At 59.2% G+C, this 16,073-nt stretch carries 16 protein-coding genes; 11 read left to right on the top strand and 5 right to left on the bottom strand.

Going from position 1 to position 16,073, the window contains the following annotated elements; genetic code table 11:
• The first annotated feature begins 114 nt into the window (after positions 1 to 114).
• The 4 genes from AC1Z24_RS25515 to AC1Z24_RS25500 all read left to right on the top strand — a co-directional run bounded on the left by AC1Z24_RS25515 (position 115) and on the right by AC1Z24_RS25500 (position 4,791).
• Positions 115 to 2,601, top strand: coding sequence for a fimbria/pilus outer membrane usher protein (locus tag AC1Z24_RS25515; RefSeq protein ID WP_483743199.1), 2,487 nt, complete (start codon positions 115 to 117; stop codon positions 2,599 to 2,601).
• The gene (locus AC1Z24_RS25510) at positions 2,598 to 3,362 is read left to right on the top strand and encodes a fimbrial biogenesis chaperone (RefSeq protein ID WP_483743198.1); all 765 of its coding nucleotides are present in this window, start codon (positions 2,598 to 2,600) and stop codon (positions 3,360 to 3,362) included. Before AC1Z24_RS25515 ends, AC1Z24_RS25510 begins: the two co-directional genes overlap by 4 nt.
• 2 nt (positions 3,363 to 3,364) lie before the next feature.
• Positions 3,365 to 4,357 carry a fimbrial protein gene (locus tag AC1Z24_RS25505; protein WP_483743197.1) on the top strand — a complete coding sequence of 331 codons (993 nt, stop codon included), beginning with the start codon at positions 3,365 to 3,367 and terminating at the stop codon, positions 4,355 to 4,357.
• A gap of 200 nt (positions 4,358 to 4,557) precedes the next feature.
• Positions 4,558 to 4,791: a hypothetical protein gene (locus AC1Z24_RS25500; protein ID WP_483743196.1), complete on the top strand. Its 234-nt coding sequence runs from the start codon at positions 4,558 to 4,560 to the stop codon at positions 4,789 to 4,791.
• Here AC1Z24_RS25500 and AC1Z24_RS25495 read toward each other — a convergent pair.
• From AC1Z24_RS25495 to AC1Z24_RS25475, 5 genes are all read right to left on the bottom strand, one after another.
• Entirely contained in the window at positions 4,788 to 5,747 is a 960-nt protein-coding gene (locus tag AC1Z24_RS25495; protein ID WP_483743195.1) for a GlxA family transcriptional regulator, read from the bottom strand. The two genes, AC1Z24_RS25500 and AC1Z24_RS25495, sit on opposite strands and share 4 nt — an antisense overlap.
• Before the next feature lie 9 nt (positions 5,748 to 5,756).
• Positions 5,757 to 6,509 (bottom strand): YkgJ family cysteine cluster protein, encoded by a 753-nt coding sequence (locus AC1Z24_RS25490; protein ID WP_483743194.1) that lies wholly within the window; start codon positions 6,507 to 6,509, stop codon positions 5,757 to 5,759.
• A gap of 174 nt (positions 6,510 to 6,683) precedes the next feature.
• Positions 6,684 to 7,007, bottom strand: coding sequence for a hypothetical protein (locus AC1Z24_RS25485; protein ID WP_483743193.1), 324 nt, complete (start codon positions 7,005 to 7,007; stop codon positions 6,684 to 6,686).
• Between the two features lie 44 nt (positions 7,008 to 7,051).
• The gene (locus AC1Z24_RS25480; RefSeq protein ID WP_483743192.1) at positions 7,052 to 7,579 is read right to left on the bottom strand and encodes a GNAT family N-acetyltransferase; all 528 of its coding nucleotides are present in this window, start codon (positions 7,577 to 7,579) and stop codon (positions 7,052 to 7,054) included.
• A complete protein-coding gene (locus AC1Z24_RS25475; RefSeq protein WP_259105937.1) occupies positions 7,534 to 8,436 on the bottom strand; it encodes a chemotaxis protein in 903 nt (300 codons plus the stop codon). The genes AC1Z24_RS25480 and AC1Z24_RS25475 overlap by 46 nt, the downstream gene beginning before the upstream one ends.
• Before the next feature lie 302 nt (positions 8,437 to 8,738).
• Between AC1Z24_RS25475 and hmpA the strand changes: the two genes are divergently transcribed.
• The 7 genes from hmpA to cyoE all read left to right on the top strand — a co-directional run bounded on the left by hmpA (position 8,739) and on the right by cyoE (position 16,033).
• Complete coding sequence (hmpA, locus tag AC1Z24_RS25470; RefSeq protein WP_483743191.1) at positions 8,739 to 9,920, top strand: NO-inducible flavohemoprotein; 1,182 nt, start codon at positions 8,739 to 8,741, stop codon at positions 9,918 to 9,920.
• A gap of 313 nt (positions 9,921 to 10,233) precedes the next feature.
• Positions 10,234 to 10,758, top strand: coding sequence for a disulfide bond formation protein B (locus tag AC1Z24_RS25465; RefSeq protein ID WP_483743190.1), 525 nt, complete (start codon positions 10,234 to 10,236; stop codon positions 10,756 to 10,758).
• Positions 10,759 to 11,220: 462 nt separating this feature from the next.
• Entirely contained in the window at positions 11,221 to 12,156 is a 936-nt protein-coding gene (gene cyoA, locus AC1Z24_RS25460; protein ID WP_259106011.1) for a ubiquinol oxidase subunit II, read from the top strand.
• A gap of 3 nt (positions 12,157 to 12,159) precedes the next feature.
• On the top strand, positions 12,160 to 14,172 hold the full coding sequence (gene cyoB / locus AC1Z24_RS25455; RefSeq protein ID WP_483743189.1) for a cytochrome o ubiquinol oxidase subunit I: 2,013 nt from the start codon (positions 12,160 to 12,162) through the stop codon (positions 14,170 to 14,172).
• A 3-nt stretch (positions 14,173 to 14,175) separates the two neighbouring features.
• Complete coding sequence (gene cyoC, locus AC1Z24_RS25450; protein WP_259105933.1) at positions 14,176 to 14,802, top strand: cytochrome o ubiquinol oxidase subunit III; 627 nt, start codon at positions 14,176 to 14,178, stop codon at positions 14,800 to 14,802.
• Complete coding sequence (cyoD, locus tag AC1Z24_RS25445; RefSeq protein ID WP_483743188.1) at positions 14,803 to 15,135, top strand: cytochrome o ubiquinol oxidase subunit IV; 333 nt, start codon at positions 14,803 to 14,805, stop codon at positions 15,133 to 15,135.
• A gap of 10 nt (positions 15,136 to 15,145) precedes the next feature.
• Positions 15,146 to 16,033: a heme o synthase gene (cyoE, locus tag AC1Z24_RS25440; protein ID WP_259105931.1), complete on the top strand. Its 888-nt coding sequence runs from the start codon at positions 15,146 to 15,148 to the stop codon at positions 16,031 to 16,033.
• Positions 16,034 to 16,073: the final 40 nt, after the last annotated feature.

The following is a 16,073-nucleotide window of genomic DNA, read 5'->3' as shown; positions in this document are numbered from 1 at the left end:
TTTTTCAAATGTGCTTGTTGGAGCCCGCTTCGTGCGTTGGCTCTTTTTCGCGCGCACGCGCAAAAGCATCCGTGATGCGTGGCGTTGGAACTTCGGAGTTTAGTGAAGGTTGCTATGGAATGGCTTGATAAGAACAACAGAGGCCTGGTCATGGTCTGTGCCGGCTTCAGCCTGGCAATGGGTGTCGAGGCCGCAGAACCGCCGACGGTGAAATTCAATACCGCTTTTATCCAGGGCAGCGATCAGCCGGCTGACCTCAGTGAGTTTATCCGGGGCAACAGTGTGGTTCCCGGTGTGTACCGGGTGGATGTCTACGTCAATCGGGCGCTGAGCGGCCGCCGTGACATCACCTTCAAACAGAAAGCCGGCTCCGCTCTGGTCGAGCCGTGTTTGAGTCTGGAAATGCTGCAAGATTTCGGCCTGGACCTGGGGCGCGTGCAGGAGAAGGGCGGCGCCATCAGTGATCAGGGCTGCTTCGATCTGGTCGGGCAGGTGCAGTTTGCTCATATCGAATACCAGCCCACGACCCTGCGCCTGAATATCAGCGTGCCCCAGGCCTATATGGCGCGCAGTGCCAGGGGCTATGTAGCGCCGGAACTCTGGGACGGCGGCGAGACCACCGGTTTCATCAATTACAACTTCAACGGTACGCAGCGGCGCAATGCGCAGCTCGATACCGATCAGTATTATCTTGGGCTGCGCAATGGCCTGAACCTGGGCGCCTGGCGTCTGCGCAATGAGGCCTCGCTGACCTACGGCAATCATCAGCCCTATCGCTATCGCAGCAATCGCACCTATGCCCAGCGCGACCTGACCGACTGGCGCAGTCAACTGACCCTGGGCGAGACCTACACCGACTCGCAAATCTTCGACAGCGTGCGTTTCAAAGGGGCGGCCATTGCCTCCGATGACGGCATGCTGCCTGACAGCGAACGGGTGTTTGCCCCGGTCATTCGCGGCATCGCCGAGACCAATGCGCTGGTGGAAGTCCGGCAGAACGGTTTTCTGCTGTACAGCGGCAATGTCTCGCCGGGGCCGTTTGAGATCAGCGATATCTACCCCAGCGGTTCCAACGGCGATCTGGAGGTCACGGTGATCGAGGCGGACGGTCGGCGCCGTTCCTTTACTCAGGCTTACGCGTCGTTGCCGATCATGCTGCCTGCGGGCGCGCTGCGTTATGGCGTGGCGGCGGGGCAGGTCGATAATTACGGCACCGATCAGGCGTCGCCGAATTTTCTCAGTGCCACGCTGGTGTACGGCCTGAGCGAGCGTCTTACCGGTTATGGCGGGTTGCAGGTCGCCGAGGATTATCAGGCGGGCAACGTTGGCATGGGGGTCAATACCGGTCTGGGTGCGGTCTCGGCCGACCTGACCCAATCGATCAGTAAAGCCCGTGGACAGGATCGCGTCGGTGAAAGCCTTCGACTGCGTTACGCCAATACCCTGGACCTGACCAACACCACGTTGGCGGTCGCCGGTTATCGCTATTCCACCGAGCATTACCGGACTCTGAATGACCATGTCGAGGAAGCTGCCCGCGCAGGCGGCCGACTGTTCACGGGACTGGCCAAGGATCGCCTGGAAATGAGTGTTTCCCAGGCCCTGCCCGAGCAACTGGGCTTTGTCAGCCTGACCGCCTCGGAGCAGCGTTACTGGAATCTGTCGGGCAAGACCCGGCAGTTTTATGTGTCGTACAACGCCGCCTGGCGTTCGTTGAGCTACAGCGTCTCGCTGGAGCGCAATCAGCAGTCCGTAGGTAATGGCGACCGGCAAACCGACAATCAGCTGGCCGTGACCCTGAGCATGCCGCTGGGCAGCAATCCGGGCTCATCGCGGGCCTGGTTCAATGGCGTGCGTGACAGCCGGGGCGACTACATCACTCAGGCCGGGCTCAGCGGTCAGGTGCTGGAGGACCGCGATACCTTCTATAGCATGCAGGCCGGGCACGACAGCTACTCCGGCAGTTCGGGCGCAGGCAAGCTCGATACCGCCACGGCATTCGGTCGCTTCAATGCCGGTTACAGCCAGGGTCGTGACTTCCATGCGGTCAGTGTTGGCGCGGCTGGCTCGTTGGTCGCTCACCGTGGCGGCCTCAATGCCGGGCAGCCGTTGGGTGAAACCTTCGCGTTGGTCGAAGTGCCGGATGTCGCTGGAGCTCGCCTGGGCAATTTCAATAATGTGCAGACCTCCGGCAATGGCTACGCGGTGATGCCTTATGCGCAGCCCTATCGCGCCAACTGGGTCAGCCTTGACACCCGCAGCCTGGGGGCCGACGTCGATCTGGATACTGCCATTACTCAGGTGGTGCCGCGCCGTGGCGCTGTGCCGGTCGTGCACTTCAAGGCTGCGCTTGGTCGTCGCGTGCAGTTCGAGCTGGTCAGGGCCGACGGCAGCAGGCTGCCCATGGGCGCCAGTGTCGAAGACGCCAATGGCAAGTTGCTGGCGGTGGTCGATCCTGCCAGTCGCGCCCTGGTGCTCAGTGAGCAGGAGCAGGGTGAATTGTCGGTGCGTTGGTCCGATCAACGCTGCCGGGCACCCTTTAGCCTGCCGCCGCGAGATCCGGCGCGGGCCTACGAGCGCCTGCGCGTGGTGTGCCAATGATCCGCGTACGGCGAAGTGCGGCACTTATCGCCTTCTGGGCCTGGCTGACGGCAGCTCAGGGGGCGGTGTCGCTGTCCGGTACGCGTCTGGTGTTCGACGGACGTTTCGTTGAGGCCAGCATTGAGGCGCGCAATCGAGATGATCGCGAGGTGCTGCTGCAGGTCTGGCTTACGGATGGCCGCCAGGGCGATGACTCCCCTGATGCCGCCTTGCCCTTTGTCGTCACGCCGCACCTGCTGCGCCTGCCCGCCCGCGGGCGTGAACAGCTGCGCCTGTTGTATCAGGGGCAGGGCATGCCCACGGAGCGGGAATCCCTGCTGCACCTATACGCCCTGGAAATTCCCCGGCGTGCCGAGGGTGCGCAGCAGCTGAATATCGCTCTGCGCCAGCGCATCAATGTGTTCTACCGGCCAAAGGATTTGCCCGGCGACCCGGCCCTGGCGCCCCAGGCGCTGCAATGGCAGCAGGACACCGATGGCGTGCTGCAACTGCGTAATCCCACGCCCTTCCACGCCACTTTGCAGGATATCCGTATCGACGGCGTGCAACTGCGCGACTACCTGCTGCTGGCGCCCGGCGCCGGGCATGACTGGCCGCTGCCCGATGCCGAGGTCGCCGCAACGCTGTCGTTTCAGGCGCTGAACGACTACGGCGGCCAGCTTGGCTACTGCGTTCGCCTGGCCCGGTCGGCGGTCGTCACGGCACAACCGATGCCACAGGACAGTTTTCAAACCCTTCAGCACAACAAGGAGCAATGCTGATCATGACCCCGGTTTTTCCCCGTCGATGGACGCGCTTTCTTTTTCTGATCTTATTGTTTAGTCCGGCCACCTGTTTCGCCTTGGTCTGCAAGACCCAGACTGGCGAAACCCTGTTGCGCAGCGAGTTGAGCAGCACCGTGGCCATTCCGGCGACGGTGCCCCAGGGTGATGTGGTCTGGCGTTCCGAGCGCTTCAATGTTCAGGTCGAATGCGCCAAGGACGGCCAGCAGGGCCTGCGCGAAGAAATCTTTATCTACCTGAATCCGGAGAGTCTGCCCATCGGCCAGGGTATCCGGGCCGGGCTGGCGTTCAATGGCATTGATTACGTGCAGAGCGCCGGGCGGATCAGCACCGGGCAATTTCTGCCGGTCTGTCATGAGGGGGATACGAATATCGGCGCTTGCCCAAAAGTCAGATTTTCCCTGCCGTTTTCGGTCTTTATCCAGAAGTTCGGCGCGACGCCGCCGTCTGGCGTTGCCAGCGATCTGTTGGATTACCGCCTGTTTCAGCTTGATGGTCAGACCTTGAACCCACTGCCGGGGCAGAGCCTCAGCTATCAGATCGCCAGTCTGCGCGGTCTGCGTTTCGTCGCCTGCGATGCCGAGTTGCAAGTGCTGCCAGAAACCGTCGAGTTCGGCAATATCGGCATTCAGAAAGTGGTGGTGGGCAATGTGATCGATAGTCGTCCATTTTCTCTGGTGACCAGCCGCAGCTGCGATTCGCCGTTCAGCCTCAATGCGCGCTTCAAGCCCGTGACCGGGTTTGTCCGCAATGATCTGCTGATTCCTTCGGCCAATAATGGTTTGGGCATTCGCCTGGTGGATGCGCGCAGGGGCACGCCATTGCGCTACAACGAACCTTTCCATCTGGCCGATCTGTTGGGTGAGACGCAGCAGAGCAGCATCGACTTCACTGCCGAACTGGTCTGGCAAAACCCGCGGCCCAACGCCGGGCCGTTCGAGGCGCAGGTGATGGTGGATTTGTTTTACAAGTAAGGCATTTGCCCGATTTCTGACGTCTGGCGCAGGACCTGTGGGAGCGAGGCTTGCCCGCGAAAAGGCCGGTACATTCAGCACGTTTTCCAGCTGAAAAATCGCCTTCGCGGGCAAGCCTCGCTCCTACGAGGTAATAGATTCAGGTATGCTGCGCGGCTGTTTCTTCCCATCGACCGAATACGCGCAACCCGGAGCTTTTCATGACCACCCCCGAACACACCCCGGCTCCAGAAACCGCTGCCGACACGGTCGATGCATCCACCACCACGGATGCCAAGGCGCCTGTCCCGGCCTTTGCCTTCCCGTTCAAGCCTGCTGACTTTGCTCAGTCCAAGGACAAGCAGCCCTGGTATCAGAAGTCCAACAAGTCCAACCACGACAGCCGCCCCGGTGCCGCTCCGTCGGGGACTCGTCGGTCCATGGGCAAGCGCTAACCCTGCTGAAAGCGCTCTCGGTACTGAGTTGGCGTCACGCCCAGACGCTGGCTGAAAATCACCCGCATGCGGCTGGCACTGCCGAATCCGCAATGCCAGGCCACGGCCTTGATCGCCATTTCACTGCCTTCCAGCAGGCTGCGTGCCGCATCGATGCGGGCGCGCAGGACGAATTCAGCCGGTGTCACCCCAGCCTCCCGGGCAAAGACGCGGGCAAAGGTGCGCGGGCTCATGGCCACGACCTCGGCCAGACGTTCGACGGAAAACGCCTCGGCAATATGCTCCAGCACATAGCGCTGAATTTTCGCTACCGGTGAAGTGTCGTCGCTGGGGGCGTTGAGGTAGGGGCTGAATTGCGACTGGCCGCCCTGGCGCTGGGCCACCACCAACAGACGCTTCGCCACCTTCAGCGCAATCGCCGCGCCGTGATCCTCCGTCACCAGTGCCAGGGCCATATCGATCCCGGCTGTGACACCTGCTGATGTCATCAGCGATCCATCGCGCACGTAGATCCGGTCCGGCTCGACCAGTGCCTTGGGAAACTGCTCGGCCAGTTCCCCGGCATGACTCCAATGGGTGGTGGCCTGCCTGCCATCGAGCAGCCCGGCATGGCCGAGGATGAATGCGCCGGTGCAGATCGAGCCATAGCGCCCGGCCAGTGCCGTCGCTTTGTGCAGCCACACAGTAAGATTTGGGTCGGGCGGGCTGTAGGGCAGTTCCGGGCCGCCGGGCACTAGTACGATATCGAATTGTGCCGCAGCGCTATCGAGATCGAAATGCGCGCCAAGGGGCATGCCGTTGGAGGCGTTGACGGGGTAGGGCGTGCTGCTCAGGGTGACGATATGGTAGCCGCTGCCTTCGGCAACAAAGCGATTGGCCTCGGCGAACACATCCAGTGGCCCGGCGACGTCCAGAGCCTGGACGCCGGGGAAAATAACGATGGCGACACTCTTCAAGTGCGCGGCTCAACCGGCTTGCAGGGGAATGAACAGGTAGCGGGTTGGCGCTTCCCAGGCAAGGCTCGCGCCGGCGTGTTGCAGGGTCTGCTGGACGCTGTCGCCGGCGACATGGAAGGTCCAGTCCGCAGTGATGCTGCTGGCCTGAGTGTCATCGACCACCTGGGCAAGCGCCGAGGCAAAGGCGGCCATTTCCGGCAGATAGGCGACAAAACCGTTGCCTTTGAGGGCGGTGGTGTTGATCCCCAGCAACTGGCAGATCGACTCTTTGGCGGCGATATCATCGCGATCAGCCTGGCGCGACTGTTCGATCAGTTCCATGAGCTGCATGTCTACCAGCTTGTCGCCGACGATCAGGTCCGGGCCCTGGTCCCAGGACTCAGGCGGGCAGCCTTTGTTTTCCGGGCGCAGGGGAATATGCGGATTGATTTCCATGGGGTAGATACGGCACACCAACGGGCGGCGTTCGTAGATGCGACAGAGCTTTTCTTCGTCAAGATTCCGGCAAGGACCGACGTTGTAGGCGGCAAATGTAATGGCCACATGAGCTCGGGTCTGGCCGCTGTTGACCATGATTGAGCGCCGCGTGGCGTGGGTCGTCTGTTCGACGGGCAGGCCGTAGCCATTGTCGAGAAAGGCTTCGGTGAGCACGATCACATTGCCACCGTCCTCGGCCCATTGCCGGGCTTCGCCCAGGGTCAGGGGGACATGGTGGTCGGTGCAGCAGCTGCCGCAGCCTACGCAGGAAAATCGAGTGTTCATGAATGCGCCAATACCCTGACTAAGGCGAGTGTTCAAGCAAGTTATGCGCCATGGACCTGTTATGCGTCGTCAGTAGGAGCGGCTTTAGCCGCGAGGGCGCCCTCCCAGCTAAAGCCGGTCCTGCGGCGTTGGGTTCGCAGCCTCCGGCAGCTCCTGCAAGGTCTCAAATTGGTGTTATTTCTTCGGCAGCGTCGTGACTTTATCCCACTCGGTCACGGTCGCTTTCTTGCTCTGGCGCTGATACAGACACAGCTCGGTGCCCGCCAGGTTTTTCATGTGCGGTTGCGGGTAGCGGCCCTTGAGCAGCAGTGCGGTGTAGCCGACGCTGTCGTCGAACATCGCGGGGCTGCCTGCGGGTTTGGTGTTTTTCAGTTGGCTGGCCTTGAGACAGCTGTCGATCATGGCCTTGTCCATCGTATTCCAGGCTTCGCTGGTAGAGGCATTGGCGTGGGTGGTGATGGCGGCCAGGGTGATCAGCAGCACGGTGGATGCTTTCATGGGCGTTCTCCGGTGACATGAAGTCGGCCGGTGATTATGCCAGATCAGTTGCGGACCAGCGCCGAGCGGCTGATGTAACGCATGCCTGCCTGTTCATAGAGATGGCGGGCGGGCAGGTTGTTTTCCATCACCTTGAGGTCCAGCCAGCCTTCGCTGCGGCGGGCGAAAGTGGCCAGAGCCTGTTGCAGCAGCAGGCGGCCGATGCCTTGGCGCCGGGCTCGGGGATGGACGCCCAAGTGACGGATGAAAGCACTGGTCCAGCATTGCGCCACGCCGACGATGCCGTCATGATCGGCGACGATGATGCACAGATTGACGTCATATTCTGGATCGCGTTCGAGCGCCTGCAGCCAACTGGCGAAATCGCCGACGCCTGGGTCGGTCAATATCAGCAGTTCATGGACGTTGGCCGCAATTTCATGATTGAAGTCGACCAGTTTCAGGTGTTTTGGCCAGACTGGCGCAATGGCGGGCAAGCACTCACGACGCATCAGCCAATAGTGCTCGGCTGAAGTGTCGCGAGGGCTTAAATGCCCCTCGCGCTCACGTCTCTGGCAGCTGCGATCAAGCATTTGGTCAGTTCAGGCGAGGAGAATTTGGTCAGCACTGCGTTGGCCCCCGCAGCCTGGGCTTTTTCGCTGTTCATGGCGCTGTCCAGAGAGGTGTGCAGCAGGATGTACAGCTCCTGGAAGTCCGGGGTTTCGCGCAAGGTGCGGGTCAGGGCGTAGCCGTCCATTTCCGACATCTCGATATCGGAAACGATTACGTTGATTTGCCGCGCCGTGCCCTGCAATTCCAGCAGTACATCGATGGCTTCCTTGGCACTGCGTGCGGTATGGGCTTCGATGCCCAAGGCGCGCAAGGTGTGCAGGGATTGTTGCAGGGCGACCTGGCTGTCATCGACCACGAGGATACGCGCGGCGCCCAGCAGGTCGGCTTCCTCCATGGTCAGTTCTTCTTCCAGGACTTCAACGTTCGGCGGCGCGATGAAGTGGATGACCTTTTCGATATCCAGGACCTGCACCAGCGTGCCGTCAACCTGGGTTACCCCAGTGATATAGGACTTATTACCCCCGGCACCAAAGGGCGGCGGACGAATATCGGTGGTCAGGCAATGCACGATCTTGCTCACCGCCTGTACGTGCAGGCCCTGTTTCGAGCGGCTGACGTCAGTGACGATCAGGCAGCCGCCGTCCGGGTCGGCCAATGGTCGCTCGCCAATCGCCCGGCTCAGGTCAATAACCGACAGCGAGGCGCCGCGCAGGGTGGCGACACCTTTGACGTGGGGGTGGGATTCCGGCAGGTGGGTCAAGGGCGGGCAGGGAATGATCTCGCTGACCTTGAGCAGGTTGATGGCCATCAGCTTGCCGCTGCGCAATGTGAACAGCAGCAGCGAGAGTGAATCTGCTCGAGCGTTCTTGGAGGACATAGAAACCTTCTGGCAGGAGGTGCTGCATTGCATCAGGCAAGTGCAAACAGCTTTCGATAACGGGTTATCGACTCAGTGGGGGCAGGCTTTAGATTTTTCATCTGACGAACGGAAAAAACAACTGCATACAGAATTTTTGGCTTGCTAGTCAAAAAGACTCTTTGTAGTCGAAATAACACCTTGCACACCTGTGTCATTTCGACTCTGTTATTTTAACTATATGATTCTAAACAAAAAAATAACTGGCATGGTTCCTGATAAATACAGGTTGATTGTAAATAACCTGATGCAGGAGATACCCCATGCTCAATGCCGACGACCGTGCCATCGTCAAAGCCACTGTACCCCTGCTGGAAAGCGGTGGCGAGGCGCTGACCACCCACTTCTACCAGAAAATGCTCAGCGAGTATCCGCAAGTGCGGCCGCTGTTCAACCCCGCGCACCAGTCCAGCGGTGCCCAGCCTCGAGCACTGGCCAACGGCCTGCTGATGTACGCCCGGCACATCGATGAGCTGGAGCAACTGGGCGACCTGCTGGCCAAGATCATCAACAAACACGTCGCCCTGCAGATTCTTCCCGAGCATTACCCGATTGTCGGCACCTGCCTGTTGCAGGCGATTGTCGAGGTGCTGGGCGCGGACATTGCCACGCCTGAAGTGATCGCTGCCTGGGGCAATGCCTATCAGCAACTGGCCGATATCCTGATTGGCGCCGAGGCTGAGGTTTACACCGCCAAGGCCGAGGCTCCGGGTGGCTGGCGCGGCGTGCGTGAATTCAAGCTGGTCAACAAGGTGCAGGAAAGCGCCGAGATCGTCTCCTTCTACCTGGCTCCGGCCGACGGCGGCGCGATTCTGGATTTCGCCCCAGGGCAGTACATCGGTTTGCAGTTGATGATCGACGGCGTCGAGATGCGTCGCAATTATTCGCTGTCGGCGGCGGCGAACGGCAGCCAGTACCGCATCAGCGTCAAGCGCGAGCCATTGGGCAAGGCGTCGAACTACTTGCATGACCGGGTTCAGGTCGGCGACAGCCTGCAGCTGTTCCCGCCGTCAGGGGAGTTCACCCTGACCCATAGCGACAAGCCGCTGGTATTGATCAGCGGCGGCGTGGGCATCACGCCGACCCTGGCGATGCTGAGCCACGCCCTGCAGTCGCAGCGTCCGGTGCATTTCATTCATTGTGCGCGTAACGGCCAAGTGCATGCGTTCCGCGACTGGATCGATGCCCTGGCCGCCGAGCATCCCCGGCTCAAGCGTTTTTATCTGTATGGCGAAGAGGACGGGGTCAGCCGGGCCGCCCATGCCATCGGCCTGCTTGATCAGGCGCAACTGGAGCGGTGGTTGCCTGAGGATCGCGACCTGGATGCGTACTTCCTCGGGCCGAAAGGCTTCATGGCAGCAGTCAAGCGTCAGCTCAAGGCGGCCGGCGTGCCCGAGGCGCAAAGCCGTTACGAGTTCTTCGGTCCGGCATCCGCGCTGGAATGATCCGCTGCGACAAATGGCCGCATCCCTTCTATATATAGAAGAGGTGTGTGCGACAAATGGCCGCATCCTTCCATATATATAGAAGGGTGTGGTTTTCGGCTGCCCGGCGATTGGCAGGCGCAGGCGAACTGAGACGGTGTTTGTGCCGGGACAGTTCCCCTCGCGGCGGGCGGCATGCCATCGAGCGACCAAATGTATCCGTATGGCGGTTTCGTCCTTGAGTTGTCGGCAGGTGCGCCTGATCATGACCGGCTGTCGGGCGCCGGGTGCGTCTGCCGTCACCCTCAACGGGAAACCTTCGGAAGGTATGGGAATGAGCAACAACACGTTGTACCTAAAACGCGAGAAACGCTTTCTGGTCCTGCTGGGGCTGATCTGCCTGGCCCTGATCGGCGGCGCGTTGTACATGCAGGTGGTGCTGGCTGAAGCGCCGTGCCCGCTTTGCATCCTGCAGCGCTACGCCTTGCTGCTCATCGCCATCTTCGCGTTCATCGGCGCCGCCATGCCGGGCAGCCGCAGCGTCACGCTGTTTGAAACTTTGGTCGTACTCAGTGCTTTGGGCGGTATCGCGGCGGCGGGCAACCATGCCTGGATTCTTGCCCATCCGAGCGAAAGCTGTGGCATCGATGTGCTGCAACCGATCGTCGATGGTCTGCCCCTGGCCAACCTGCTGCCGATGGTGTTTCAGGTGAGTGGTTTCTGCACGACTCCCTATCCGCCGATTCTCGGTCTATCCTTGGCGCAGTGGGCGCTGGTCGCATTCGTTCTGACCGCTGTGCTGGTTCCGCTGGGGGTTATTCGCAATCGTCTAAAACCACGCGGCTTGCAAGGGCTTTAACTGCGAAAAAAACCCGCTGCACGTTAAAAAAAGCGGGTTTTTTTCAAGGGTTGAACCAAGATTATTTTCTTATTGTTGCCAATCCTGTAAATTACTGTTGCAAAATAAGGCATAGTCAACAAAATCTTACGTATCTACAATCGCCAGCACTTATCGGCCAGCCTGGCTTGGCGATCAGCAATTTTCGAGGTTTCAGGCGTTTCTGCATACGCCCGCAACCCCCGGTAGACAGCGGCTTCAGCGGATATTTTCGATGTCTGCGCCAAATGGAATTGGCCCCTCAGACAGGCTCGTTGCCCACCAATCGAATAAGAAATCATCGCAATAACCGGATTTGTCGTAACGCCCGAGTGTGTGTCGGCAGGCCCCTGTTCAATTCAAAAAAACATGCCAACACGGCAGGGTGAAGTGTTGGCGGTCGAAACCCAACTGCACTGCGCGAGCTGCTTTAGAGGTTGTGAGATGAGTAAAAAAAGGTACCCCAGATTGTTTGGCTTCTTGGCCCTTTTCAGCATGCTTTTGCTTAGTGGTTGCGGGATGACCCTGCTTGAACCGAAAGGGCAGGTCGGTATGGCCGAAAAGGATCTGATCATCACGGCAACTTTGCTGATGCTGGTCGTGGTCGTTCCGGTCATCCTGATGACTATCGCGTTCGCGTGGAAATATCGCGCATCCAACACCAAGGCCACTTACCTGCCTGACTGGTCGCACTCCACCAAGATCGAAGTTGCGGTCTGGGGCGTGCCACTGATCCTGCTGATCTTCCTGGGCATCATCACCTACAAGTCGACCCACGCACTGGACCCTTATCGTCCGCTTGAGTCCGACGTCAAGCCGGTTACCATCCAGGTTGTCTCGCTGGACTGGAAATGGCTGTTCATCTACCCGGAACAAGGGATCGCCACGGTCAACAAGATCGTCTTCCCGGCCAACACTCCGGTCAACTTCCAGATCACTTCCGACTCGGTGATGAACTCGTTCTTCATCCCGGCGCTGGGCGGCCAGATCTACGCGATGGCGGGCATGCAGACCAAACTGCACCTGATCGCCAACGAGAAGGGTGAATTCGACGGTATCTCCGCCAACTACAGCGGCGAAGGTTTCACCGGCATGAAGTTCACGGCCACCGCCACTTCCCAGGCTGATTTCGACGCCTGGGTCGCTGATGTCAAGAAATCACCAAAACGGCTTGAAACGGCTGAATACGCCGCACTGGCCAAACCAAGCGAACGCAATCCTGTCGAGCTCTATTCTTCGTACACGCCAGACCTGTTCAAGATCATCGTCGATAAGTACGAAGGCATGAAACGGGGCACGCCGCACCACGAAGGCAAAGAAGTCGCCGGGATGGAAGGGATGGACATGGGTAAGCATTCAGCTGCTGGGGCAGAGGAGTAAACGATGTTTGGTAAATTAACGCTCGACGCGGTACCGTTTCACGTACCGATCGTCATGATCACGCTATCGGTGGTCGCGCTTCTCGGCATATCGCTGGTTGCTGCCATCACCTATTTCAAGAAGTGGAATTACCTCTGGTCCGAGTGGCTGACGTCCGTCGACCACAAGAAAATCGGCGTGATGTACATCGTCGTTGCCATGGTCATGCTGCTGCGCGGTTTTGCCGACGCCATCATGATGCGTGCCCAGCTCGCCGTGGCTACCAACGGTAACGAAGGCTACCTGCCGCCTGAACACTATGACCAGATCTTCACCGCTCACGGTGTGATCATGATCATCTTCATGGCGATGCCTTTCTTCACCGGCCTGATGAACATCGTTCTGCCGCTGCAGATCGGTGCCCGTGACGTGGCATTCCCGTTCCTCAACTCGTTGAGCTTCTGGCTGCTGGTTTCCGGCGTCGTGCTGATCAACCTGTCCCTGGGCGTTGGCGAATTCGCCCGTACCGGCTGGGTTGCCTATCCGCCGCTGTCGGGTCTGGCCTATAGCCCTGGCGTGGGTGTCGACTACTACATCTGGGCTCTACAGATATCCGGTATCGGGACAACGCTGACGGGGGTCAACTTCCTGGCCACCGTGCTGAAAATGCGTACCCCTGGCATGAAAATGATGGACATGCCGATCTTCACCTGGACCTGCACCTGGGCAAACGTCCTGATCGTGGCTTCGTTCCCGATCCTGGCTGCAACCATGGTTCTGCTGACCCTTGACCGTTATCTGGGCTTCCACATCTTCACGAATGAATTGGGCGGTAACCCAATGATGTACGTGAACCTGTTCTGGGCCTGGGGTCACCCTGAGGTTTACATCCTGGTACTGCCTGCGTTCGGTGTCTTCTCTGAAGTCATCTCGACGTTCACCGGCAAGCGCCTGTTCGGTCATACCTCCATGGTCGTGGCCAGTGGTGTCATCACTGTCCTGGGCTTCATGGTCTGGCTGCACCACTTCTTCACCATGGGTTCGGGTGCCAACGTCAACGCCTTCTTCGGTCTGGCGACGATGCTGATTGCGATCCCGACGGGTGTGAAGCTGTTCAACTGGCTGTTCACCATCTACCACGGTCGCCTGCGCTTCACCGCGCCAGTGTTCTGGACCCTGGGCTTCATGATCACCTTCTCCATCGGTGGTATGACCGGCGTACTGCTGGCTATCCCGGGTGCTGACTTCGTTCTGCACAACAGCCTGTTCGTAATCGCTCACTTCCACAACGTCATCATCGGCGGTGCGGTCTTCGGTTACATCGCTGGCTTCGCGTTCTGGTTCCCGAAAGCGTTCGGCTTCAAGCTGCACGAAGGCTGGGGCAAGGCTGCGTTCGGTTTCTGGTTCGTCGGCTTCTTCGTCGCGTTCATGCCGCTCTACGCTCTGGGCTTCATGGGCATGACCCGTCGCCTGAACATGACTGACAACCCACTGTGGACCCCGTACCTGCACGTTGCCTTCTTCGGTGCGTTGCTGATCGCCTGTGGTATTGCCTGCCAGCTGATCCAGCTGTACGTCAGTATCCGTGACCGCGAGCAGAACCGTGACCTGACCGGTGACCCATGGAATGGCCACACCCTGGAATGGTCCACTTCGTCGCCACCGCCGTTCTACAACTTCGCTGAATTGCCGAAAGCTACCGATATCGACGCTTTCACCGCAATCAAGCGTGCTGGCGAGGCGTACAAGGTTCCAGCCCAGTACAAGCCGATCCACATGCCGCACAACACCGCCACTGGCCTGGTGATGGGCGCGCTGATCACCGTCTTCGGTTTTGCCATGATCTGGCACATCTGGTGGCTGGCTGGCGTAAGCCTGGTCGGTACCCTTGTCTACTTCGTAATTCATGCTGCACGTGATGACCAGGGCTACATGGTTCCTGCTTCCGAAGTGGCGCGTATTGAAGGTGAGCAACAGAAAGTGCTGGCGTCGGTTGGCGCAATCACTCCTGTCAAATCCTCGCTGGGGCAGGTGTAAAACATGTCGAACTTAGTAATGAATGCTGACGCCCACGGTCACGATCATGACCATGATCACGATGAGCACCACGACAGTGGTCCAATGACCGTATTCGGTTTCTGGCTCTACCTGATGACCGACTGCGTGTTGTTCGCGTCGATCTTCGCAACTTACGCGGTGCTGGCGAATAACTTCGCCGGCGGCCCGTCGGGTCATGACATCTTCGAACTGCCGTATGTACTGGGCGAAACAGCGTTCCTGCTGTTGAGTAGTATCACCTACGGCTTCGCCATGCTGGCGTTGTTCAAAGGCAAGAAGAGCCAGGTGCTGGGTTGGTTGTTCATCACCTTCCTGTTCGGCCTGGGCTTCATCGTCATGGAGGTCAACGAGTTCCACAAGCTGATCTCCGAAGGCTTTGGTCCTCAGCGCAGCGGCTTCCTGTCGGGCTTCTTCACCCTGATCGGTACCCACGGTCTGCACGTGACCAGCGGTCTGATCTGGATGGCAGTCATGATGTATCAGGTCTGGAAAAACGGCCTGACCCCAACCAACACCACGCGTCTGAGCTGCCTGAGCCTGTTCTGGCACTTCCTGGACGTGGTCTGGATCTGTGTATTCACCGTTGTTTATCTGATGGGGACCTTGTAAATGGCGAACCATGACGCTCATCACGACGACGCCAGCCACGGCAGCGTCAAGTCGTACGTAATCGGCTTCGTACTGTCGATTATCCTGACCGCCATTCCTTTCGGCCTGGTGATGTACCCGTCGCTGTCCAAGGCTGCGACCCTGTGGATCGTGCTGATCTTCGCAGTGGTTCAGGTTATGGTCCACCTGGTTTACTTCCTGCACCTGGACCGCTCGGCAGCTCAGCGTAACAATGTCACGGCGCTGGCTTTTGCCGCGCTGGTGATTGTCCTGCTGGTCGGTCTGTCGCTGTGGATCATGTTCAGCATCCACACCGAAATGATGGCGCACTGAGGAAAACCGCATGTCCCTGAAGCACTTTATCCAAATCACCAAACCGGGGATCATTTTCGGTAACGTGCTTTCGGTGGCGGGTGGCTTTTTTCTGGCTTCCAAAGGGCATATCGACTTCGTCGTGTTCCTGGCGGCAGTCATAGGCACTTCTCTGGTTGTGGCGTCCGGTTGTGTTTTCAACAACTGCATCGACCGCGACATCGACGTGAAGATGGAGCGCACGCGTAATCGTGTTCTGGTTCAGGGCCTGGTTTCAGTGAAACTGGCCCTGCTCTATGCCACGGTGCTCGGCCTTGGCGGCGTCGGCCTGCTGTACACCTACGCAACGCCCCTGGCGGCGTTGTTTGCGGTGATCGGTTTTGTCATCTACGTGGGCTTGTACAGCCTGTGGCTGAAGCGCAAATCCGTGCACGGCACCCTCGTCGGCAGCCTGTCGGGGGCCATGCCTCCGGTAATCGGCTATGTCGCGGTGAGCAATCACTTCGACCTCGCGGCGCTGACCCTGCTGGTGATGTTCAGTCTGTGGCAGATGCCGCATTCCTACGCCATCGCGATCTTCCGCTTCAATGACTACCTGGCTGCCAAGATTCCGGTTCTTCCGGTTGAACGCGGCATCCCGGTGGCCAAGCGTCATATCCTGATCTACATCCTGGCGTTCCTAATTGCCACACTGATGTTGACCTTCGGCGGCTATGCCGGCCTTAACTACCTGGCCGTTGCGGCAGGCATGGGCATGTACTGGTTGTACATGGCCTGGAAAGGCTACAAGGCTGTCGATGACACCGTCTGGGCACGCAAGCTGTTCGTGTTTTCCATCTTCACCATCACTGCCCTGAGCGTGATGATGTCGGTGGACTTTCAGGTAACCAAAGAGTTGTTGCTGACGTACGCACCGTAACCTGAAGCAGAAAGACCCGGGCCCCGTTCCTTGTTGAGGA

The organism is Pseudomonas sp. JL23, from assembly GCF_056933585.1.
The sequence above is the reverse complement of the archived record's forward strand: the minus strand, read 5'-3'. Positions and strand labels throughout refer to the sequence as shown.